Here is a 20,269-nt window from a genome sequence, read left to right as displayed (position 1 = left end):
TCACACCCCCCGCTGGGAGGCCGGCATCACACGGGCCAGCACCAGGTTGATGATGAGGTTGAAGGAGACGACCAGCGCGATCGAGACCACCAGGACGCCCTGGACCGCGGGTACGTCACCGGCCTGGGCGGAGTCGTTGGCGAACCGGCCGAAGCCCTGGAGGCCGAAGATCCACTCGGTGACGACGGAGGCGCCGACCAGGGCGGGGAACTTCTGCCCGAGCGTGGCGAGCGTCGGGCCGAGGCCGTTGCGCAGGACGTGCCCGAAGAAGATCCGCCGCGGGCTCAGTCCCCGTACGACCGCGCCGGTCACGTAGTTCTCCTGATAGGCGCCGATGAGGCTGGAGCGGAGCTGGCGTGCCACGTCGGCGATGACGTCGAAGCTGAGCGCCAGGGCGGGAAGGGTGATGTGGGCGAGCCAGGGGCCGATCCCCTGCTCGGCCGGGATGTACCCGGCGGAGGGGAACAGCCCCAGCCCGACGGCGAGGATCGCGACCAGCACGATGCCGACGACGAAGGCGGGCATCACCGAGATCACGGTGACGAATCCGGTGATCGCCCGGTCGATCGGCGTGGTCCGCCGGAGCGCCGCGACCGTACCGAGGAGGAAGCCGACGAGCACCCCGATGACCAGGGCGAAGGTGGCGACCGAGAGGCTCACCCCCAGGCCGAGGCCGATGAGGGTGGAGATGTCGGCCCCGTTGACCCAGCTGGTGCCGAGCTCGCCGTGCAGGACTCCGGTGAACCAGTCCCAGTACTGGGCGAGGAAGGGCTTGTCGAGCCCCCACTCGGCCTCGATGCGCCCGATGGCCTCGGGGGTGGCGTCCTCCCCCAACTGGATGCGGGCCGGGCTGAGTCCGCTGAGCGAGCGGAGCGCGAAGGTCACGAAGGTCGCGACCAGGAAGACCGGTACGAAGATGGCGACCGACCGGGCGAGGACGGCCAGGACACGGGCGCTCGCGTGCCGTGTCCTGGCCACGGCGACCCCGCGACGGCGGGCAGAGGTGACCTGTGGCTCGGTCGTCGTCATGGGGCTGCCCCCTCTCTGTGCGATGGGCGAATGGGCGGATGGATGGATGTGCGGATGGACGGTCGGGCGGTGCTGGAGGCGGTGATCCGGGCTGCGGGCGGGTCAGTTGGCGCCGGAGACCTTCACACCGGTCCAGTCGATGTGCCCGGGGTTCTTCGGGAGTGCGGAGACCGACTTCGTCTTGGCGAAGAGGTTCGGTGAGGCGTACGTGAACACCAGCGCCTTGCTCCCGAGACCGGTCCGGGTCGCCGCCTGCAGGGTCTCGGCGTAGTCGGGCGAGTCCAGCGGGGTCTGGCGGACCTTGGCCACGGCCTCCTCGAAGCCGGCCGGCTCGTACGGGGTGGAGAGGTTGAGCGGGCCGTTGGGGCCGAAGTGCGCGGTGAGGGTCTGGGCGGCGGAGTCGCGGCCGGTGGTCCCGTACAGCGAGAACGTCAGGTCCTTCGCGAAGAACGGGGTGGCCCAGTTCTTGTCGATCTTGATGGTGACGGTGATGCCGACCGCGGCCAGTTGCGACTGGACGATCTCGGCCTGCGGGTCCTCGGACGGGATGACGAGGTTCAGCTTGAGGTCGCCTGGCTTGTGGCCCGCTTCGGCGAGGAGCTTCTTCGCCTTGGCGGGGTCGTAGGGGTAGGCGTTCTCGGACTTCGGGTCGTAGGCCACGTACCCCTTCGGGAACGGCTGGTCGGTCGCCTCGCCGTAGCCGAAGGTCAGCTTCTGCACGAACTCCTCGCGGTTGACCGCGTGCCGGACGGCGTCCACGACCTCGTCGTTGTCGAAGGGTGCCTTGTTGACGTTGAGGGACAGGTTGGCGGCGTTGAAGCCGGGCTGGACGAAGACGTCGAGCCCTGCCTTCTTCGCCGCGTCCGCCTGACTCGGGTCGATGTCGGCGAAGTTGTAGACGCCGGTGCGCAGACCGGAGACGACCGTCGAGGCGTCGGGGGCGGAGACCAGCTCGACGTTGTCGATGTGGATGTTCTCCGCGTCCCAGTAGTCCGGGTTCTTCTTGAGGACCGCCTTGGTGCCCGGGACCAGCTGCTCGACCACGAACGGCCCGGCCCCCACCGGGTTCTGGTCCAGCTTCTTGGGGTTCTCCGCCGCCTTGGGGCTGGCGATCTGGAGCACCCGCTGACCGAGCAACTGCGGTATCTGGTAGTCGATCTGAGTGAGGTTCAGGGTGGCTTCCAGACCGTTCGCCTCGACCTTCCCGATCGAGGTGAGGTCACCGAAGAGCGCGGAGTTCTTCTGCTTCTGGGCGCGCTCGATGGCCGCCTTCACCGCGGCGGCGTCGATCGGTTCGCCGTCGCTGAACTTCTGGCCGGGGCGCAGCTTGAAGGTGATCCGGTCGCCCTTGTCGTTGTACTCCCAGCTCTCGGCGAGGTCCGGAACGGCCTTGCCCTCATCGTCGGTGCGGGTCAAGGAGGCGTAGACGAGGGCGAGTTGACGGAACTGGGCGCCGCTGCCCGACACGACCGGGTCCCAGTGGGCCGGGAAGTAGGAGGAGGCCCACTTCAGCGTGGCGTTGCCGGTCGCGGACGAGGCGTCCCCGCCGCAGGCGCTCAGGGCCGGGACGAGCAGGGCGGCGAGGGCGGTGGCCCGCAGGCCCCCGGCCCGTCGGACGGGCCGGACGCGGAGTCCTGGGCGGGGGTTCGTCAGTCGTGCGGACATCTGGGTGTTCTCTCTGTGATGGGCCCCGGCCCGGTACAGGGCGGTCGGAGCGGGACCGGGAGCGGCCGGCACCCGTGCCGGAACCGGGTGCGTGGGCATCCGGGCAGGGCGGCGGGAGCCTCGGCGCCGGTGCGGTTCATGACGGTCGACGGTGACGGGGTCACGAACGGGGCGCACGGCGAAGGCCGTTGAGGGTGCGAGGAAGCGCGGGAGGGACGCGGAGGAGACGGGGTCCGATCGGCGTGACGACCGTCAGCGGGGCTGCGGTCGGCGATCGGGGAACGCCCGTGGGCCGAAGTGGCGGTCGGTCAGCGACAGAGAGCGCTGGAGGTGCGCCGCAGGTCCACGTAGCGGCACATCACGCCGGGGTGCGTCGTGAGCATGCGGCACATCCTGGTGGCATGCGGCCCCGGATGTCAATGGACACCTTTTGGTGTCTCATTCGGTGGAACGGCACTCGACCGCAGCTCAGGGCGTTGTGGGGCGCTACTGCCGTGCTGCGGGGTGGTGTTGGGCGTCATCGGGGTGCAGCCACACGGGCCCCTGCGCGGTGTCCACGCGCACCGCGTGAGGCGGCGGCCAGGCGCCCTCGGCCAGCACCAGCCGCTCCGGCCCGGTCAGGCTGCGGTAGCGGTCCAGTGCCGGGGCCGGGGCGAGCGGCGGGGCCTCCTGGAGCAGTCCCGGGCGGAGCTCCTCGACGGCGGCCGCGTACGCCTCGTACGGCCGCCAGCCGGGCACCACCCGGTAGCCGGACCGGGTCCGGAACAGCAGGGTCGGCAGCGCGTACCGGACCTCGCCGCCGGGGGTCTCCTTCGCCGCTCCGGGGTGCGGCGACTCCTCGCGTACGGAGCGCACCTCGGGGACCGGGCGGCGCGCCTCGGCCCGGTCGGCGCGCACACTCTCCCGTACGCCGGCGGAGGCGGCGTCGCGCTCCAGCCGGCCGGGATCCAGGCCCGGCACCCCCCGTACGGACCGGAGGGCGAGCGCCTCGGTGTCCGCGGGTTCACCGAGGACGAAGACGCTCTCGCGCAGCCGGCGCAGCACCCGATCGGCGATCTCGGGGCCCTGGAGCTCGGCGGCCCTGGCGACGAGCGAGGAGGGCCAGGAGCTCGCCGCCACCCGGCTCAGCCGGTGTGCGCGGGGCGCCAGCGTGTGCGCGCCGATGTCCGCCAGATGGCTTGCGTACCAGGCGGTTTCGGCGGCGGGGTCGGGCGGTGGATCGTCGTCGTCGTCGAAGAGGACGGCGTACGCGCGCCGCCAGCGGCTCCGGCCGGCCAGCGCCGCCCGGAGCCGGCGGAAGACGGGCTCGGAGCCCCAGGCCCAGGGGCAGAGCGGATCGGTGTACTCCACCACCTCCAGCGCGAGCGGGCCGTCCGGGTCCGGTGCGACGGTCATGCGGCGCCGACCTCGGAGTGCCGTTCCCGTGCCACGGCGGGCAGCAGCGAGGCCAGGGTCAGCCCGCCGAGGACCGCGGCCGCGCCCGCCTCGATCTGCCGCCACACGCCCGGCAGGGGCGCGGCGGGACCGGGATAGCCGAGCCCGTCGAGCGGTTCGCCGCGCAGGGTGAGGACGTCGCCGTCGATGGCGCGCACCACGTCCAGGAGGGTGACCTCGTCGGCGGGTCTGCCGAGCCAGTAACCCCCCTCGCAGCCGCGCTGGCTGCGCACGAGCCCGGCTCTGCGCAACTCGCCCACCACGGACTTCAGGAAACGGAAGGGAATCTCCTGCGAGGAGGCGATGGCTTCGCAGGTGAGCGGACGGCCAGGTTCACGGGCGAGCTCCAGGAGGGCCCGGGTGGCGTAGTCCGCTTTCGCGGAGATATGCATGGCGCTCATCATGCCCGAAGGGCCGTGCGGAGGCCCGGCCTCCGCACGATTCCGCTCCTACATGTCAGCAACATTGCCGCAGATGAACCGCAAAGGACACCTATTGACATCCTTTCGTGCGCCGCCTTAGCGTCCCCGCCATGAGCGAGCCCCTGACCACCGCCGGCGAAGGTTTCCACCCGCACCTCCACGACACCCCGCAGGACCGCCCCACGGCTCCGCTGCACACCCGTCTGCACCACATCCGCGCGGACTCGCTGGACGGTGACACGGCCCAGACCGGCGGGATGCGCCGGTTCGCGGCCATCAGCGGGAGGACGACCGGCTCGGAGAAGCTGTGGATGGGCCAGACCCATGTGGCGCCCTCCACCTCCTCCTCCGACCACCACCACGGCGCGTCCGAGACGGCGATCCATGTGGTCAGCGGGCACCCGGAGTTCGTGTTCCTCGACGATTCGGGCGAGGAGCCGCAGGAGGTACGGCTGCGCACGTCACCGGGCGACTACATCTTCGTCCCGCCGTTCGTGCCGCACCGGGAGGAGAACCCCGACCCCTCGGAGGAGGCCGTGGTCGTCATCGCCCGCTCGACCCAGGAGGCGATCGTGGTCAACCTCCCCCGCCTGTACGCCCTTCCGGCGGACGAAGGCCCGTAGGCCGGTAGGCCCTGTTCCGGGTTGCACCTTCCGTAGCGGCATGTGGTCCGGTGGACCTGCTCTCCGATTTCGTCACCGAGCGCCTCAGGAGCCTGCCCGAGGGTTCCCTGCGCCGGGCGGACCTGGACGGTCTGCTGGTCACCGAGCGGATCCTCGGCCCGCTCGGCGCGGCCCTCCAGGCCACCCGTTTCATCGCCCTGGCCACGCATCCCGCTCTGCGGGAGGACTCCGACCGCATCGATGACGCCGAGGAGGCACTCGACGACAGCGTCGCCGCCGATGATCCGCGGGTGGCACGTGGCCGCCGAGCGGCACGCCTTCGAATGCGCTCTGCAGGCCGTCATCGAGGAGTCCGGCCTCAGTGAGGACGACGATGCCCTCTTCGACGCCTGGGACACCTTGCACCCCTCTACCGCCGATGACGGCGAGGACGAGGCCGGCCTGAGCTCCGGCAGCCGGGAGGCCGGCTCCATGAGCGCACGTGAAGCCATCGGCAAGATGCCCTACGACTTCTCCCCGGCCCGCCTGCGCTGCATGGAACTGGCCGAAGAACTGTCCGCCCGGGACTCGGCCGCCACCTGAATCACGGCCCGGTCGCGGACGAGTTACTCCGGGCCCACAGCCACCGGGCTCACCGCCGGCGGCTGGCGCGCCCGCCTCCGGTCACCGGGCGTGGTGCGCTCGGCGGGGCCGGTTCCGCCAGGCTGCGGAACAGCAGCCAGCTCAGCGCGGGCATGGTGATGAGCGGTGTCAGGGCGGTCTGCAGGGAGGTGGCGTCCGCCAGCCGGCCGATCAGCGGGCTGAACAGGCCACCGATGCTGATCGTCAGCCCCAGAGTGATGCCGCTGGCCGTGCCGACCCGGCCGGGCAGGTAGTCCTGAGCCAGGGTCACCTGGAGCGAGAACGGCACGTAGAGGCCCGCCGAGGTCAGCGCGACGCACACGTAGAGGGCCGGACCGGGGAGGAGGACGAGCCCCGCAACCGCCCCCACCGTGAGGAGATAGGACCGGCGCACCACCGTGACTCGGTCCCGGCGCTCGGCGAGGGCGCCGCCCAGGACGGTGCCGACCGCGCCGCCGAGGTAGAGCACGACCAGGGCCGCGGTCCCTGCCGCCGCTCCCCCGCCGGTGCGCTCGCGCACGTAGAACGCGATGAAGGTACTCAGGCCGACGAAGACGATCGACCGGCACACCACGGCCAGGGCGAGCTTCACGAACGAGGCCACGTCGTCCGGAGCCGCGGCGGCCGTGGCCGTACGCGGGGCGGCGGACGTCATGCGCTCCAGGCCGCGCAGTACGGGCAGCGTCAGCAGGCTCCCGACGAGAGCGGGGAGCGCGAGCAGCGGGGTGAGCCCCAGCCCGCCGATGCCGACGACCACGGCCACGAGGACGGGCGCGAGGGCGAAGCCGAGGTTGCCGCCCAGGGAGAACCAGCCCATCGCCGTGTGGCTGCCCCCGCCGGCGACGCGCGCCACGCGAGCGGACTCCGGGTGGTACGCGGCTACGCCGATCCCGCCGATGCCCATGAACAGCAGGGTCAGCGCGTAGGAGCCGCCCAGCCCGCTCAGGGCGATCCCCGAGCCGGCGACGAGGGTGCTCACGGGCAGCAGCCAGGGCATCGCCCGGCGGTCGGTCGCCAGGCCGAACAGGGGCTGAGCCACCGAGGAGAGCAGGGACGCGGCGAGCACGATGCCGGAGACCGCAGCGTAGGTGTAGGAGCGTTCGGCCACGAAGTACGGGACGAGGGCGGCCACGGCTCCCTGGTAGACGTCGACGCAGGCATGCCCGATGGACAGCAGGGTGATCGCTTTGCTTTTCGCCACCCGTCCATCGTCGCCACGCGGCGACTGTCGGACTTCCGATATAACGACAACCCATGACGGAGATCCGCCACGAGCCGGTCGCCCCCACCCGCACCCGGTGGCTGGCGCCGGGATCGGACATCGACGCCCACCGCCACGACGACCACCAGATCGTCTACGCGGCACGCGGCGTGCTGGCCGTCACCACCGACGCCGGTACGTGGATCGCGCCCGCGAACCGGGCCATCTGGATACCGGCCGGAACCGTGCACGCCCACCGCGCCCATGGGGCAATGGAGTTGCGACTCCTCGGCCTGCCCGCCACGGAGAACCCGCTCGGGCTGGACGCCCCGTCGGTGCTGACCGTCGGGCCGCTGCTGCGGGAGCTGATCATCGCCCACACCACCACCCCGGCGGACGACAGCCCGGAGCGCCGCCGTCTGCGGGCCGTGCTGCTGGACCGGTTGGCGGCCTCGCCGCAGCAGCCGGTCCAGCTGCCGGCCCCGTCCGACCCGCGCCTGCGGCGGATCTGCGACATCCTGCGCGCCGACCCCGCGGACCGGCGCACCCTGGACGCCCTGGGCCGGGAGGCCGGTGCGAGTGCGCGCACGCTGTCGCGGCTCTGCACCGCCGAGCTGGGCATGACGTTCCCCCAGTGGCGCACCCAACTACGCCTCTACCAGGCCCTGGTGCTGCTGGCCGAGGACACCCCGGTGACCACCGTGGCGCACCGGTGCGGGTGGTCGTCCGCCAGCGCCTTCATCGACGTCTTCCGCCGGGCCTACGGCCACACCCCGGGCCGGCACCGGCCTGGCTACGATGCTGACCGAGACCAGGGCCGCCGGAGCTGGCCGGGCGGCCCGACCGGACGGGCGGGACCTGAGCCATGGACGACTCCTTCCGGGTGGACCGCGACGCGGCGCCCGACCACTACGGCCGCCTGCGCGTGCGCGCCGACGGGCTCGGTCCGGCCGCGTGGCTCACCGGACGCACCGAGGCCGAGGGCGGTTTCGGCCGGGTGGCGGGGGTCGCCGCCCCCGGCTTCGCCGCGTACACCCGCGTCCTGCACCCTGCGGCGCTGGACGGGCGGCCGGTGAGCTGGGCCGACGTGGGCGCCGCGTACGGGCGGACGCCGGGCCCGCGCACCCGCTGGCACGAGCTGATCGGCGTGGACGTCGACAACCTGAACGGTACGGAGCCCGGATTGCCCGGTGTCTGGGACGAACCCGCGGCAGAGGGGCCGACCCCGCCGGACGTCGCCCGCGCGCTGATCCCCGTACTGGCCCGCCGTACAGCCACCGCCGAGAGCTGCTGGTTCGGCCTGTGGCACGGCTACGGCCGGTGGGACTTCGACCGCTTCCCCGTCTTCCTCACGCCCGGCCGCGAAGAGGTGCTCCTCTCGGGGGCGCTGGCGGACGTCGTGTCGCCGGTGGCCCTGGACGAGTTCGTCGAACTGCCCGACCTGTGGTGGCCCGAGGACCGCGCGTGGTGTGTCGGCGGGGACGTGGACCTGGCGAGCACCTATGTCGGCGGGTCGCCGGAGCTGATCGCCGAGCTGCTGGCGGCGCCCGGCCTTGAGGCGTACCCGGTGGGTCCGCACGATCTAGTGGGCTGAGGCGGCGAAGGGGCGGGCCCCGCCGTCAAGAGGCCACGCGGTCATGGACCGTACGGGCCGTGAACCGTACGGGCCGTGAACCGTACGGGCCGTGAACCGTACGGGCCGTGAACCGTACGGGCCGTGAACCCTGCGGCCACGGCCCGTACGACCGGACTCAGAAGCGGTCCGGGGCCCGCTCCGGAAGCGGCGACCCCGGGAGCTCCTCCCGCTGCTGGTTCTCCCGTGCGTCCGCGTTCGACCCGGCGGTCGCCCGGCAGGTCACGTCCTTCGCCGGAAGCTTCCCGGTGAGGAGGTAGCCGGTGACCGTACCGTCCGTACACGCGTTGCCACTCGGGTAGACGCCGTGGCCCTCGCCGCCGAGGACGGTGACCATCCTGGAGCGCTTCAGGTCCTTGTGCAGAGCCTGGGCGCTGGGCAGCGGGGTCTGCGAGTCCCACTCGTTCTGGACGATCAGGGAGCCGGCCTTGTTGTCGACCTCGGTCGCCGGTTCCACGGACCTGTTCCAGAACGCACAGGGCTTGATGCTGGACGCGAAGTCGCCGAAGAGCGGGTAGCGGCCCTTGTCCGCGATGGCGTCCTGCCGGTAGCGCTCGGGGTTTCGCGGCCACGCGGCCGAGTTGTCACCGCACACCACAGCCCAGAAGCTCGCCGTCATGTTGTCCTGCGGGACCTCGGCCGCCTCGCGCGCCCTCCCGGTGCCCGCGGACCCGGTGAACGCCGCGAGCTTCTTCGCGGAGGCGGTCTCGCCGTCCGCGGCCTTCTTCAGCTCCACGAACGCCTCGGTGGCGGACTGCGGGCTGAAGACCGCTCCCCGCATACCGCCGCGGATGTCGTCACCGGAGATCAGCAGCCCGTCCAGCTCGATGGGCTGCTCGTCGGCCCGCGCGACCACCTCCCAGAAGGTCCGGTCGACCTTCTTCGGGGTGTCACCGAGGCCGTACGTCTCCGAACGCGCGGCGGCCCACCCGGTCCACCGGTCGAACGCGGGCTCGGCGCCCTCCGCCCACCACTGGACCATGCCGCGCCAGGCGCGCGCCGGATCGACCGCGCTGTCGAGGACGAACCGGTCGGCCCGGCCCGGGAACAGCTGGGTGTAGACGGCGCCCAGGTAGGTGCCGTAGGAGTAGCCCAGGTACGAGATCTTCTTCTCGCCGAGGACCGCGCGGAGCAGGTCCACGTCACGGGCGGTGTTGCGGGTGGTGATGTGCGGGAGCACGGCGCCCGACTTCTCCCGGCACTTGTCCGCGACCTTGCGCGCCCAGGCGACGTCCTTGGTGAACGTCTCCTTCTTGTACGGCCGCAGCCAGTTCTCCTCCTCCGGGGTCAGATCGCAGGTGACCGGAGTGCTCCGGCCCACCCCGCGCGGGTCGAAGCCGATGAGGTCGTACTTCCGCAGCGCGGCCTCGGGGAGCTCCTCCTGCAACGCCAGGGGCATGTAGATCCCCTGGCCGCCGGGACCGCCGGGGTTGGAGAGCAGGACGCCGTGGCGCTTGCCGGGCCCGGTACTGCTGATCCGGGATATGGCCAGGTCGATCCGCTTGCCCCCGGGCGCCCGGTAGTCCAGCGGGACCTTGATCGTGGCGCACTGGAACTCCGCCGGAGCGGCGGCCTCGCACCGCTTCCACTTGGGCTTCTGCTTCGTGTACCGGTCCAGCGCACCGCCCTTGGCGGCGGAGGGGGAGGAGGCGGCCGAGGGGGCGGCGGCCGGGGCCGCGGCGGCCGTCGAGGTGGCGAGCACGGGAGCCAGCGTTGCCGTGAGGCTCACGGCCAACAGGGGCGCGAGACGTCGTCTGCGCACGATATCGATCCTTCCGGTCGCGTGTTTCGGACACGGAAGATCATTCAGGACCGGGCCGCGCCTGCGGATCCCTCACCGGGGCGCACTTCTCTCCACCCTGGGAATGACGCAACAGCCTTGCGTGATACCCGAGTTGTAGGGGACGGAGGGACCGCCCAGGTGACGCTCGCGGGGACGGCGACGGACGGCGGCTCACAACGGGGGCCGACGCGGCGTGCGGCCGGGTTTACACACGATGACCGCAGGGCGTGACGGGCCGGTAATGCGCTCTTCCTACGATCTTGGCCGTGGGAGCGTCCCACCCCTGCCGCAGCCCGCCCGGCTTACGCGGGGCGAGGACGGTGCGGACGGTGCGGACGGGAAGGAAGCCTCGTTGACGAAGCCGGAGGCAGGGGTGAAGGCAGAGGTGGAGAGTGTGCGGACGGTCTGCTCGTACTGCGGCGTCGGCTGCGGGATCCTGCTGGACATCGGCCGTGACGCCTCCACCGGCAGGCGCATCGCCAAGAAGGTCTCCGGTGACAGGACCCATCCGGCGAACTCCGGAAGGCTCTGCACGAAGGGGGCGACCAGCGCCGACATGATGGCCGCCCCTGGGCGGGCGGCCAAGGCCCTCATCCGTGCGGAGCGGGGTGCCGATCCCGTGGAGGCGGACGTGGACGCGGCGATCACGGCCGTGGCCGGGCGGCTGCGCGCGATCGTGGACGAGCACGGACCCGACGCGCTCGCTCTCTACGTCTCCGGACAGATGTCCCTGGAGGCGCAGTACCTGGCGAACAAGCTCGCCAAGGGCTTCGTACGGACGAGCAGGATCGAGTCCAACTCCCGCCTGTGCATGGCGAGCGCGGGCTCCGGATACAAGCTTTCCCTGGGTGCGGATGGCCCCCCTGGCTCCTACCGGGACTTCGACCGGGCCGATGTCTTCTTCGTCATCGGCGCGAACATGGCCGACTGCCACCCGATCCTCTTCCTCCGGATGATGGAGCGGATCAAGTCGGCCGGGGCCAGGCTCATCGTCGTCGACCCGCGGCGCAACGCCACCGCCGACAAGGCCGACCTCTTCCTCCAGATCGAGCCGGGCACCGACCTCGCACTCCTCAACGGCATCCTCTACCTCCTCGTGGAGAACGGGCACACCGACGAGGAATTCATCGCCGAGTTCACCGACGGCTGGGAGGAGATGCCCTCCTTCCTCGCGGACCACCACCCGGCGCGGGTCGCCGGGATCACCGGCGTTCCCGAGGCGGACATCCGGCAGGCCGCCCGGTGGATCGGTGAGGCGGGCGAGTGGATGAGCTGCTGGACGATGGGGCTCAACCAGTCCACCCATGGCACGTGGAACACCAACGCCCTGGTCAACCTGCACCTCGCCACGGGGGCGATCTGCCGCCCGGGCTCCGGACCGTTCTCCCTGACCGGCCAGCCGAACGCGATGGGCGGCCGCGAGATGGGCTACATGGGCCCGGGGCTGCCCGGTCAGCGATCGGTCCTCGTGGACGAGGAACGGGCCTTCATCGAGGATCTGTGGGGTGTGGAGGCGGGCACGCTCCGCACCGAGGCGGGGCGCGGCACGGTCGAGATGTTCGAGCAGATGGCGGCCGGGGACATCAAGGCGTGCTGGATCATCTGCACCAACCCGGTGGCCTCGGTCGCCAACCGCCGGACCGTCATCGCCGGCCTTGAGGCGGCCGAGCTGGTCGTCACGCAGGACGTGTTCGCCGACACGGAGACGAACGCCTACGCCGATGTCGTCCTGCCCGCCACGCTGTGGGCGGAGTCCGACGGCGTCATGATCAACTCGGAGCGGAACCTGACCCTCGTCCAGGGTGTCGTCGATCCGCCCGGCCAGGCGCTGCCGGACTGGCAGCTGATCGCCCGGGTGGCCTGCGCGATGGGGTACGCCGACGCCTTCACGTACACGAGTGCCGAGGAGGTCTTCGAGGAGCTCAAGCGCGCCTGGAACCCGAAGACCGGCTGGGACCTGCGTGGCGTCACCTACCAGCGGCTGCGCGAGACCCCCGTGCAGTGGCCCGCCGCATCCCCGGCGGGCGACGACCGCAACCCGATCCGCTACCTCAACGACGGCCGGAGCCAGAACCTGCTGGAGCACGCGGACGGCACCCGACCCCGGCTGGCGTTCCCCACCCCGTCGGGCCGGGCCCGGTTCTTCGCCCGCCCGCACCTGCCCGCCGCGGAACTCCCCGATGACGACTACCCGTTCGTTCTGAACACCGGCCGTCTGCAGCACCAGTGGCACACCCTGACCAGGACCGGCAAGGTCGCCCGGCTCAACAGACTCGACCCGGGCCCGTTCGTCGAACTCCATCCGGACGATGCCGCCGCCATGGGAGCCGGGGAGGGGGACCACATCGAGGTAGCCTCCCGGCGCGGGCGGGCCGTGCTGCCCGCCGTCGTCACCGACCGCGTGCTCCCCGGGAACTGCTTCGCACCGTTCCACTGGAACGACCTGTTCGGGGAGTACCTCAGCATCAACGCGGTCACCAGCGACGCCGTCGATCCGGTCTCGTTCCAGCCCGGGTTCAAGGCCTGCGCCGTGGCGCTGCGCGTGGTCGCCGCCGCCCGGCCCGAGGAGGCCGTGCCGACGCCGGAGACCGCGGCCCCGCCCGTCCCGGCCCAGCAGCCACGGGCCCTCGCCAACCCCGCCCAGGCCGACCCGGTGGCCGTGGCACAGGTCGGCGGAGCGGCCGCGGCCGTACCCGCTCTCGCCGCCCTTCTCGGTCTGCCCGACCTGACCGGACCGGCGTTGGCGGAGCCGGAGCGGCGGTACCTGTCCGGATACCTCGCCGGTCTCGCCCAGGCACCGCCCGGCGGTGTTCCCGTACTGCCCCCGACCGCGCCCTTCGCTCCCGCGACGGCTCTGTGGGTGGACGGCGTACTGGCGGGCATGTTCTCCCGTACCGCCGCCGAACCTCCTCCGGGGAGCGCCGCCGGACCCGCCTATGACTCTCCGGGCCAGGCATCGGCCGGCCCCGAGGCAGCCCCGTCCCGGCAGCTGATCGTGCTGTGGGCCTCGCAGACCGGCAACGCCGAGGAGTTCGCCGCCGACGCGGCCGCCGGCCTCACCAGGGCCGGACATGCCCCGGCCCTGCTCGCCATGGCCGACGCCGCGCCCGGGCAGTTCACCGCCGACACGGACCTGCTCGTCGTCACCAGCACCTTCGGCGACGGCGAAAGCCCGGACAACGGTGCGGGCTTCTGGCACGCCCTCAGCGCCCCCGACGCCGCCCGGCTGGACGGCGTGCGCTACTCCGTCCTGGCCTTCGGCGACTCCAGTTACGAGGACTTCTGCGGCCACGGCCGCCGCCTGGACGAACGCCTCACGGAACTCGGCGGGACCCGTCTACACCCGCGTACGGACTGCGAGCCCGGCGACGACGAAGCCGCCGGGCAGTGGCTCGACCGGGTCACCACCGCCCTCGCCGCGCCGGCCGACCGGCAGCCGACGACCGCCCCGGCACCCGTCGCGGCCGCCGGGCCTTCCAAGGCGTCCCCGTTCGCCACGCTGCTCGTGGGGAACCGGCTGCTCAGCCTGCCCGGATCGCAGAAGGAGGTCAGGCGGTTCGCCTTCGACACCCGTGGCGGAGAGCTGGCCTACGAAGCCGGGGACGCCCTCGGCGTGTGGCCGGCCAACGGCTCGGGGCTCGTAGCCGAATGGCTCGCGCTCACCGGCCTGGACCCCGAGGAGATCATCGACCTCCCCGACGGCACCGGCATTCCGCTCGGCGAGGCCCTGCGCACCCGTTTCGACATAGCCCGCATCACCCCGGACCTCCTCAAGTTCGTCGTCGCCCGCACCGGGGACCGCGACCTCCGGCAGCTGCTGCGCCCGGACAACAAGGGTGAGCTGGCCAAGTGGAGCTGGGGCAGGCAGGCCGCCGATGTCATCGGCGCCTTTCCCGTCCGGGCCTCGGCGGCCGAGTGGGCGCAAGTCCTCAAGCGGCTCCAGCCCCGCCTGTACTCCATCTCGTCCAGCCCCCTCACCCACCCCGCCGAGGTCCGCGTGACGGTCTCGGTCGTCCGCTACACCAATGACCTGGGGCGGGACCGCAAGGGCGTGTGCTCCACCTACCTGGCGGACTGCGCCGACGACGGTCCGGTGCAGGTGTACGTCCAGCGCTCGCCGCACTTCCGCCCGCCCACCGGATCCACCACACCGATGATCATGATCGGTCCGGGCACCGGTGTCGCACCGTTCATCGGCTTCCTGGAGGACCGCCTGGCCAGGGGGCACACCGGCCCCAACTGGCTGTTCTTCGGCGAGCAGCACGAGGCCACCGACTTCTACTACCGCGAGGACCTGGAGGACTTCGTCGCCTCCGGCCACCTGGACCGCCTCGACGTCGCCTTCTCCCGCGACCAGCGCAACAAGGTCTACGTGCAGGACCGGATGCGCGAGCACGGCCCGCGCCTGTGGCGGTGGCTGCAGGACGGCGCCCACCTGTACGTCTGCGGCGACGCGGGCCGGATGGCGAAGGACGTCGACCGGGCCCTGCACGAGATCGTCGCCGCACACGGCGGCATGGACCAGGACGCGGCGGCCGCCTGCGTCGCGCAGTTGGCCACCGACAAGCGGTACGTACGTGACGTCTACTGAACTACGGAAGCGCCCGCACTGCCGAACTGAACTATGAAAGCGCCCGGATCAGCGCACCCTCCCCCGCGGCTTCAGTGCCACCGGCGGGAGTTCCGGAGCGGAGAGCCTGCCGCCGTCGTAGCCCTTGACGTCGCCGAACCTCGAACCGGTCATCCAGTCCTCGCGGGCCTGGGCGATCTCCTCGTGGGAGCGGCCGATGAAGTTCCAGAACATCACGATCTCCTCCTCGAACGGCTCGCCGCCCAGGAGCATCAGGCCCGCGTCGGAGAGGGCGCGCAGGGGCAGTTCCGTGCGGCCGCAGCCGAGGTAGAGCATCGAGCCGGGCAGTACGGGTACGCCGTCGACCTCGGCCTCTCCCGACATCGACAGGACCGCGTACTCGAAGTCCGGGTCCAGCGGGAGACGGGCCTCCGCGCCCCCGGTCAGGGTGAGGTCGGCGCCGACGATCGGGGTGTAGGCGGTGCCGGGTGATGCCGCTCCGTCCAGTTCGCCCAGGATCACGGTGGCGGTCAGACCGGGGGCGGTCACGGCGGGGAGGTCCGTGTGGTGCTGGAAGTGCGGCTCCACATGGCGGTGCGCGTCGGGGAGGGCCACCCAGAGCTGGGCGCCGTGCAGAAACCTCGCGTGCGGCTTCGGGCTCTCCTCGGAGTGGCTGATGGCACGGCCCGAGGTCATGAGGCCCAGCTCGCGGGGGCGCACCGTCTGCAGACTGCCCAGGCTGTCGCGGTGCAGGACCTCTCCGTCGTGGAGCCAGCTGACGGTCTGGAGGCCCATGTGCGGGTGGGGCGGCACCTGCATGCCGGGCTCGTCCGCGATGTCGTCCGGCCCGTAGTGGTCGACGAAGGCCCAGGCCCCGACCATGCGGCGGCCCAGGTTGGGCAGCAGACGGCGCACCTCGGTGGACTCGCCGAGCGGGACGCGGCGGGGGTTGAGGAGTTCACGGACCGGCTCGGCGACGACGAAGCCGCGTCCTCCGCAGACGGAGGGCGTGGCCTGGCGATCGAGATTGCTCATGACGCTCAACCTATTCCCGTACGGGCGTGGAGCGCCGGTCCCCACGCCAAAGTTTTAGTGGAATGTTCAACCATTATGCGGTGTTGTCATGGCTGAACGTACGGCGGGACGGGGGCCCGGGGCCCCGCACCGAGAGGGCGGCCCGCCCGATGACGAGGAGGACACGTGAACGAGACCTACTACGAGTTCGGCACGGCCGCCGACCGGTGGGACCGGGCGCAGATGTTCTTCGAGGCCAAGGAGTACCTCACGGCCGCCCGGATCCTGGGCGGGCTCGTCGAGGAGGCGCCGGAGCAGGTCGCGCCGCGGCTGCTGCTGGCCCGCTCCTACTACCACTCCGCCCGGCTCGGGCCGGCGGAGGAGGAGCTGCGGGCGGTCCTGGAGCTCGACCCGGTGGAGAGTTACGCGCGCCTCATGCTGGGCCGGACCCTGGAGCGCCAGGGGCGGCAGGCCGAGGCGGCCACGCAACTGCGGATGGCCGCCGCGTTCCAAGGCGACTTCGCGCCACGGGACGGCGAACTCTGATCCGGCGACAGGGCCGCACCGATCCGGTGCGGCCCTGTCCTCCTTTACCCGCTGGTACGAGCACCCGATAATGAGCTTTCCGGGACGAAGGGGTGGGGGAATGCGCAGATCCAGGGACGCGGAGTTACGCAGGGCGGGGGTGGCCTCCTTACGGAAGGCGCGGGTGGCCGCGCTGATCGCCTCGGCGGCGGTGGCCGTGTCCGGCTGCTCCGGGGGCGGCCAGGACGGCGCAGGGGGCGGGGACAAGCTCGTCGCCCGCGCACCGGGGGTGCACGGCTGGACCAGCAGCCCCTGTGCACTGCTCGCAAGCGCGGCGCCCACGAAAGGGTTCGCCCTGGGCACCACCACCGATTCCGCCGACCCGGACGCCAGGGAGGACATCGGCGAGAACGGTGCCCGCCCCCGCTTCCGGCAGACAAACTGTCTGGCCGATGTCACGGGCCCGGACGGGGAGTTCTGGAAGCTCAGCACGACCGCCGCCGTCTACGAGGAGGCCGAGCCCGCCCGCCGCGCGTACCTCGTCAAGGAAAACCTGGACCGGGCGCACGGGCGTGGGCCGGAGCGGGTGCACGAGGCCGCGTACGGGAAGCCGGACGACGACCAGGGCCGTCCCGGCCGCACACTCCTCCTGTGGAACGGCGACCTGCTGCTCTCGGTGACCGCGTACGGCCCGTACGGAAGCAAGGAGCACGAGGTGCGCGACGACCTGCGAAGGATCGTCCAGAACACGGCTCGCCTCATGGAGGACGGGCTGCGCGATCACGACGCCCCCTCCCCCGTACCGTCCTGACCGGACCCCACCTCTGTGGCTTCGCCGATCGGTCCCGCCCACCGAACCGGTCGGAGACACGGGCCGGGGCGGGCCGGGACTGTCCGCGCTCAGCCCCCGGGGCGGGTGTTCGCCACCCGGTCGAGCCACTCCTTCATCAGCGCCGCCTCGGCGGTACTGAGCCCCGACCCCTGCGCCTCACGCAGCAGGGCGCTCAACCGGGCCGCCGCCGAGGGGACTTCGGTCTCCTCCGGCGCGCTCGGTCCCGCTTCGGGCGTGAGGATCGAGGCGTACACCGCGTCGCGCACCCGGCGGGACGTCTCGGCGTCGTCGAAGGTCGCGGGGCGGGCCACCAGCATCAGCGCCACCCCCACATTGGCCGACATGACCATCTGCGCGGCGAGCTCGGGCGCCACGCGTATCCGGCCCCGGGCGGCGGCCCGTTCCAGGTCGCGGGTGAGGATGCGGTGCGACTCCAGGGCCGCCGCGGGGGGCGTGCGCATCGCCGGTGAGTTCATCAGCCGGTAGAGGTTCGGGTTGCGTACGGCGAATTCGACATGGGTGTCCCAGCCGCGGCGCAGGTCCTCCACGGGGTCCGTGGTCTCGTCGCGCTCACGCTTCGTCGCGAGATACCGCTCGAAGCCGTGGTCGACGACCGCCGACAGGAGGCCCTCCTTGTCCCCGAAGTGGCGGTAGAGGGCCGGGGCGCCGACCTGGGCCGCCTCGCACACGGCGCGCGTGGAGATGTCGCCGTCGGGCGAGTTGCCGACCAGTTCGGCGGCCACATGGAGAATGCGGGTCCGTGTGCTCGTACTACTACTCATCGGACGGACGCTATCAAGGCGGGACACGGCGCTCAGACGATGCCGCCGTTGGCCCGCAGCACCTGGCCGTTGACCCAGCGGGCGGGGCCGGCGAGGAAGGAGACCACCTCGGCGATGTCCTGCGGGGTGCCCAGCCGCTCCAGCGGGGGCTGGGCGGCCATCCGTGCGACGGTCTCCTCGTCCTTGCCGTCCAGGAAGAGGGCGGTGGCGGTCGGCCCGGGGGCGACGGCGTTGACCGTGATGTCCCGCCCGCGCAGCTCGCGGGCGAGGATCAGGGTCATCGCCTCGACGGCCCCCTTGGTGGCGGCGTAGGCGGCGTAGCCGGGCAGGGCGAGCGACAGCACGGAGCTGGAGAAGTTGATGACGGCCCCGCCGGTGCGCACCCGCCTCGCGGCCTGCTGGTCGACGACGAAGGTGCCGCGGATGTTGGTGCGGTGCATCCGGTCGAGCACGTCGAGGTCGAGCTCGGCCAGCGGCGCGAGCGCCATCACACCCGCGGCGTGGACGACCACGTCGACACCGCCGTACGCCTCTTCCGCGGCGTCGAAGAGCCCGGCGACGGCGACCTCGTCGGCCACATCCGCGCGGTGGGCGATCGCCTCGCCGCCGGCAGCGGTGATGGCGGCGACGGCCGCCTCCGCCTCGGTCCGGTTGCCCGCGTAGTTGACGACGACCGCGAGGCCGTCGGCGGCGAGCCGCTCGGCGCTCTCCCGGCCGATGCCCCGGGATCCTCCGGTGACCACGGCGACGCGGCGGGGGGCGTCGGTGGTGGGCGCGGACGTGGATGCGGACTGTTCGGTCATGACGTTGCTCCTGGCGACAGGGGTCGCGGCGGTTCCGTGAAACCCGGTGATATCAACGCTAACACTTATACCGTATCGCCGCTACCTTTCTCGGCCGCCGGGCGGATAGCACCGCTACCTCTGCCGGAGACACCGGAGACACCGGGAACACCGGGAACACCGGGAACACCGGGAACACCGGGAACGACAGAACCCGCCGGGTACACCCCGGCGGGTTCTGTACGGAGCGCGGGCGGTCAGCCCACCGGCGTCGCCACACGGGGCGTGTCGGCGCCGTCCGAGGAGAGCAGCAGCCGGTCGGCGAGGTAGCCGAAGACCAGGCCGAAGCCGGCCCAGAACGTGCTCTGGACGGCGAGCGTGGAGAGCCGGAACTTCCACAGCAGGCTGCCCGGGAAGTCCTTGCCGACCTCGTCGAACGAGGGCAGGAAGGCGTAGGCGAGGCCGATCGCCAGGACGAACCCGGTGGCCGCTACGATCGTCGCGTTCCAGTTGCCCAGGCCCGGTGCGAGCCGCCTGCCGATGATCACGGCGGCGACGGCCAGCAGCAGGCTGAGGGCGACCATCAGGAAGAACAGGGTGGTGCGCTTCCCGATGGTGTCGGGGTTGCCGACGGCCGGCGGGTTCGCCGGGTATTTCAGGAACGGCACGATGTAGACGGTGAGCAGGGCCGCGCCCGCGATCAGTGCGGCCGTGGCCCGGGGGCCGAAGCTGCCGATGCGGCCCAGCGCGTAGCAGACCACGAGGGCGGCGATCCCGCCCGCCGCGACGCCGAAGACCAGGAGTGCGGTGGCCAGTCCGCCGGTGGCCTGCATGGTGCGGCTGACGAGTTCCTCGCCGCCACCGGCGCCGTGGTCGTGGCTCGCCGCCTCCTCCAGGGCGATGGCGGCGTCCACCTGGGACTCGCCGAGGAAGTAGGCGACGGCGAATGCCAGCGCGCCCGCGATCAGGCCCGCGAGCATGCCGCGCACGAGCAGAGCTCTGACAGATATGGAGTTCACGAGACGTTCCCTGTTTCCCTTGTTCCCAGTTCCCTTGCTTGCCGGATGCCGCAGGTGGCTCAGTGGCAGGGGAAGCCGAGCAGGTGACGGCCGTCGTGGACCCATTCGTGAACGCCCTCGCCCGAGATGAGCGCGGTGGCGCCCTGTTCGGCGCCGACGAAGTAGAGCAGCACAAGTGCCAGGATGCCGACGAAGACAGCCCAGGGGGCAATGGCCTTCGCCGAGATCGGGGTGATCGCAGGTGCCCCCGTTGCGGGGGCGGCGGACTGCGCCATGGCGGAACCTCCTGTGGGAACACGCGTCCCTGTCGTGGTGCAACGGACGAAGGTGCCGG

General features: G+C 71.9%; 16 protein-coding genes and 2 pseudogenes. 7 read left to right on the top strand and 11 right to left on the bottom strand.

Going from position 1 to position 20,269, the window contains the following annotated elements:
• The 4 genes from IE264_RS11510 to IE264_RS11495 form a co-directional block, all read right to left on the bottom strand.
• Nucleotides 1-1,029, bottom strand: a complete 1,029-nt coding sequence (locus IE264_RS11510) for an ABC transporter permease (RefSeq protein ID WP_015612963.1) — start codon at nt 1,027-1,029, stop codon at nt 1-3.
• 102 nt (nt 1,030-1,131) lie between these two features.
• Complete coding sequence (locus IE264_RS11505; RefSeq protein WP_032759229.1) at nt 1,132-2,694, bottom strand: ABC transporter substrate-binding protein; 1,563 nt, start codon at nt 2,692-2,694, stop codon at nt 1,132-1,134.
• 486 nt (nt 2,695-3,180) lie between these two features.
• Nucleotides 3,181-4,089 (bottom strand): DsbA family oxidoreductase, encoded by a 909-nt coding sequence (locus IE264_RS11500; protein WP_032759231.1) that lies wholly within the window; start codon nt 4,087-4,089, stop codon nt 3,181-3,183.
• The gene (locus IE264_RS11495) at nt 4,086-4,520 is read right to left on the bottom strand and encodes an RrF2 family transcriptional regulator (protein WP_032759292.1); all 435 of its coding nucleotides are present in this window, start codon (nt 4,518-4,520) and stop codon (nt 4,086-4,088) included. The genes IE264_RS11500 and IE264_RS11495 overlap by 4 nt, the downstream gene beginning before the upstream one ends.
• A 140-nt stretch (nt 4,521-4,660) precedes the next feature.
• On the opposite strand from IE264_RS11495, the gene IE264_RS11490 reads away from it, so the two are divergent.
• Together IE264_RS11490 and IE264_RS11485 are read left to right on the top strand one after the other, a co-directional pair.
• Nucleotides 4,661-5,173 (top strand): cupin domain-containing protein, encoded by a 513-nt coding sequence (locus tag IE264_RS11490; protein WP_015612959.1) that lies wholly within the window; start codon nt 4,661-4,663, stop codon nt 5,171-5,173.
• Between the two features lie 56 nt (nt 5,174-5,229).
• Nucleotides 5,230-5,755 (top strand): annotated as a pseudogene (locus IE264_RS11485) (MerR family transcriptional regulator); the annotation flags it as partial.
• Nucleotides 5,756-5,804: 49 nt separating this feature from the next.
• Here the strand turns inward: IE264_RS11485 and IE264_RS11480 are convergent.
• The gene (locus IE264_RS11480; RefSeq protein ID WP_032759232.1) at nt 5,805-6,995 is read right to left on the bottom strand and encodes an MFS transporter; all 1,191 of its coding nucleotides are present in this window, start codon (nt 6,993-6,995) and stop codon (nt 5,805-5,807) included.
• Between the two features lie 53 nt (nt 6,996-7,048).
• Here IE264_RS11480 and IE264_RS11475 point away from each other — a divergent pair.
• Together IE264_RS11475 and IE264_RS11470 are read left to right on the top strand one after the other, a co-directional pair.
• Nucleotides 7,049-7,789 (top strand): annotated as a pseudogene (locus tag IE264_RS11475) (AraC family transcriptional regulator); the annotation flags it as partial.
• Nucleotides 7,790-8,067: 278 nt separating this feature from the next.
• Complete coding sequence (locus tag IE264_RS11470; protein WP_190167627.1) at nt 8,068-8,589, top strand: hypothetical protein; 522 nt, start codon at nt 8,068-8,070, stop codon at nt 8,587-8,589.
• Between the two features lie 157 nt (nt 8,590-8,746).
• Here the strand turns inward: IE264_RS11470 and IE264_RS11465 are convergent, their stop codons facing one another.
• On the bottom strand, nt 8,747-10,390 hold the full coding sequence (locus IE264_RS11465) for an alpha/beta hydrolase (RefSeq protein WP_032759234.1): 1,644 nt from the start codon (nt 10,388-10,390) through the stop codon (nt 8,747-8,749).
• Between the two features lie 373 nt (nt 10,391-10,763).
• On the opposite strand from IE264_RS11465, the gene IE264_RS11460 reads away from it, so the two are divergent.
• A complete protein-coding gene (locus tag IE264_RS11460) occupies nt 10,764-15,002 on the top strand; it encodes a bifunctional nitrate reductase/sulfite reductase flavoprotein subunit alpha (protein WP_051821962.1) in 4,239 nt (1,412 codons plus the stop codon).
• Nucleotides 15,003-15,050: 48 nt separating this feature from the next.
• On the opposite strand, the gene IE264_RS11455 is transcribed toward IE264_RS11460, so the two are convergent.
• The gene (locus IE264_RS11455) at nt 15,051-16,016 is read right to left on the bottom strand and encodes a pirin family protein (RefSeq protein WP_015612951.1); all 966 of its coding nucleotides are present in this window, start codon (nt 16,014-16,016) and stop codon (nt 15,051-15,053) included.
• 165 nt (nt 16,017-16,181) lie between these two features.
• On the opposite strand from IE264_RS11455, the gene IE264_RS11450 reads away from it, so the two are divergent.
• Both IE264_RS11450 and IE264_RS11445 read left to right on the top strand, forming a co-directional pair.
• On the top strand, nt 16,182-16,541 hold the full coding sequence (locus IE264_RS11450; RefSeq protein WP_032759237.1) for a tetratricopeptide repeat protein: 360 nt from the start codon (nt 16,182-16,184) through the stop codon (nt 16,539-16,541).
• A 100-nt stretch (nt 16,542-16,641) separates the two neighbouring features.
• Nucleotides 16,642-17,331: a hypothetical protein gene (locus IE264_RS11445; protein WP_051821963.1), complete on the top strand. Its 690-nt coding sequence runs from the start codon at nt 16,642-16,644 to the stop codon at nt 17,329-17,331.
• Nucleotides 17,332-17,420: 89 nt separating this feature from the next.
• On the opposite strand, the gene IE264_RS11440 is transcribed toward IE264_RS11445, so the two are convergent.
• The 4 genes from IE264_RS11440 to IE264_RS11425 form a co-directional block, all read right to left on the bottom strand.
• Complete coding sequence (locus IE264_RS11440) at nt 17,421-18,134, bottom strand: TetR/AcrR family transcriptional regulator (protein ID WP_032759240.1); 714 nt, start codon at nt 18,132-18,134, stop codon at nt 17,421-17,423.
• Nucleotides 18,135-18,166: 32 nt separating this feature from the next.
• The gene (locus IE264_RS11435; protein WP_015612947.1) at nt 18,167-18,937 is read right to left on the bottom strand and encodes an SDR family oxidoreductase; all 771 of its coding nucleotides are present in this window, start codon (nt 18,935-18,937) and stop codon (nt 18,167-18,169) included.
• A 236-nt stretch (nt 18,938-19,173) separates the two neighbouring features.
• Nucleotides 19,174-19,935 carry a CbtA family protein gene (locus IE264_RS11430; RefSeq protein WP_015612946.1) on the bottom strand — a complete coding sequence of 254 codons (762 nt, stop codon included), beginning with the start codon at nt 19,933-19,935 and terminating at the stop codon, nt 19,174-19,176.
• Nucleotides 19,936-19,994: 59 nt separating this feature from the next.
• A complete protein-coding gene (locus tag IE264_RS11425) occupies nt 19,995-20,210 on the bottom strand; it encodes a CbtB domain-containing protein (RefSeq protein WP_015612945.1) in 216 nt (71 codons plus the stop codon).
• Between the last annotated feature and the right edge of the window lie 59 nt (nt 20,211-20,269).

Origin of the sequence: Streptomyces microflavus (assembly GCF_014650075.1) — a bacterium.
GTDB classification, from domain to species: Bacteria; Actinomycetota; Actinomycetes; order Streptomycetales; family Streptomycetaceae; genus Streptomyces; species Streptomyces microflavus.
The sequence above is the reverse complement of the archived record's forward strand: the minus strand, read 5'-3'. Positions and strand labels throughout refer to the sequence as shown.

What these genes read in the sequence shown, in the direction of transcription:
- IE264_RS11445 (WP_051821963.1), top strand. Translation starts at nt 16,642, where the DNA reads ATGCGCAGATCCAGGGACGCGGAGTTACGCAGGGCGGGGGTGGCCTCC.
- IE264_RS11455 (WP_015612951.1), bottom strand. Translation starts at nt 16,016, where the DNA reads ATGAGCAATCTCGATCGCCAGGCCACGCCCTCCGTCTGCGGAGGACGC.
- IE264_RS11505 (WP_032759229.1), bottom strand. Translation starts at nt 2,694, where the DNA reads ATGTCCGCACGACTGACGAACCCCCGCCCAGGACTCCGCGTCCGGCCC.
- IE264_RS11510 (WP_015612963.1), bottom strand. Translation starts at nt 1,029, where the DNA reads ATGACGACGACCGAGCCACAGGTCACCTCTGCCCGCCGTCGCGGGGTC.
- IE264_RS11440 (WP_032759240.1), bottom strand. Translation starts at nt 18,134, where the DNA reads ATGAGTAGTAGTACGAGCACACGGACCCGCATTCTCCATGTGGCCGCC.
- IE264_RS11490 (WP_015612959.1), top strand. Translation starts at nt 4,661, where the DNA reads ATGAGCGAGCCCCTGACCACCGCCGGCGAAGGTTTCCACCCGCACCTC.
- IE264_RS11425 (WP_015612945.1), bottom strand. Translation starts at nt 20,210, where the DNA reads ATGGCGCAGTCCGCCGCCCCCGCAACGGGGGCACCTGCGATCACCCCG.
- IE264_RS11435 (WP_015612947.1), bottom strand. Translation starts at nt 18,937, where the DNA reads ATGACCGAACAGTCCGCATCCACGTCCGCGCCCACCACCGACGCCCCC.
- IE264_RS11500 (WP_032759231.1), bottom strand. Translation starts at nt 4,089, where the DNA reads ATGACCGTCGCACCGGACCCGGACGGCCCGCTCGCGCTGGAGGTGGTG.
- IE264_RS11495 (WP_032759292.1), bottom strand. Translation starts at nt 4,520, where the DNA reads ATGCATATCTCCGCGAAAGCGGACTACGCCACCCGGGCCCTCCTGGAG.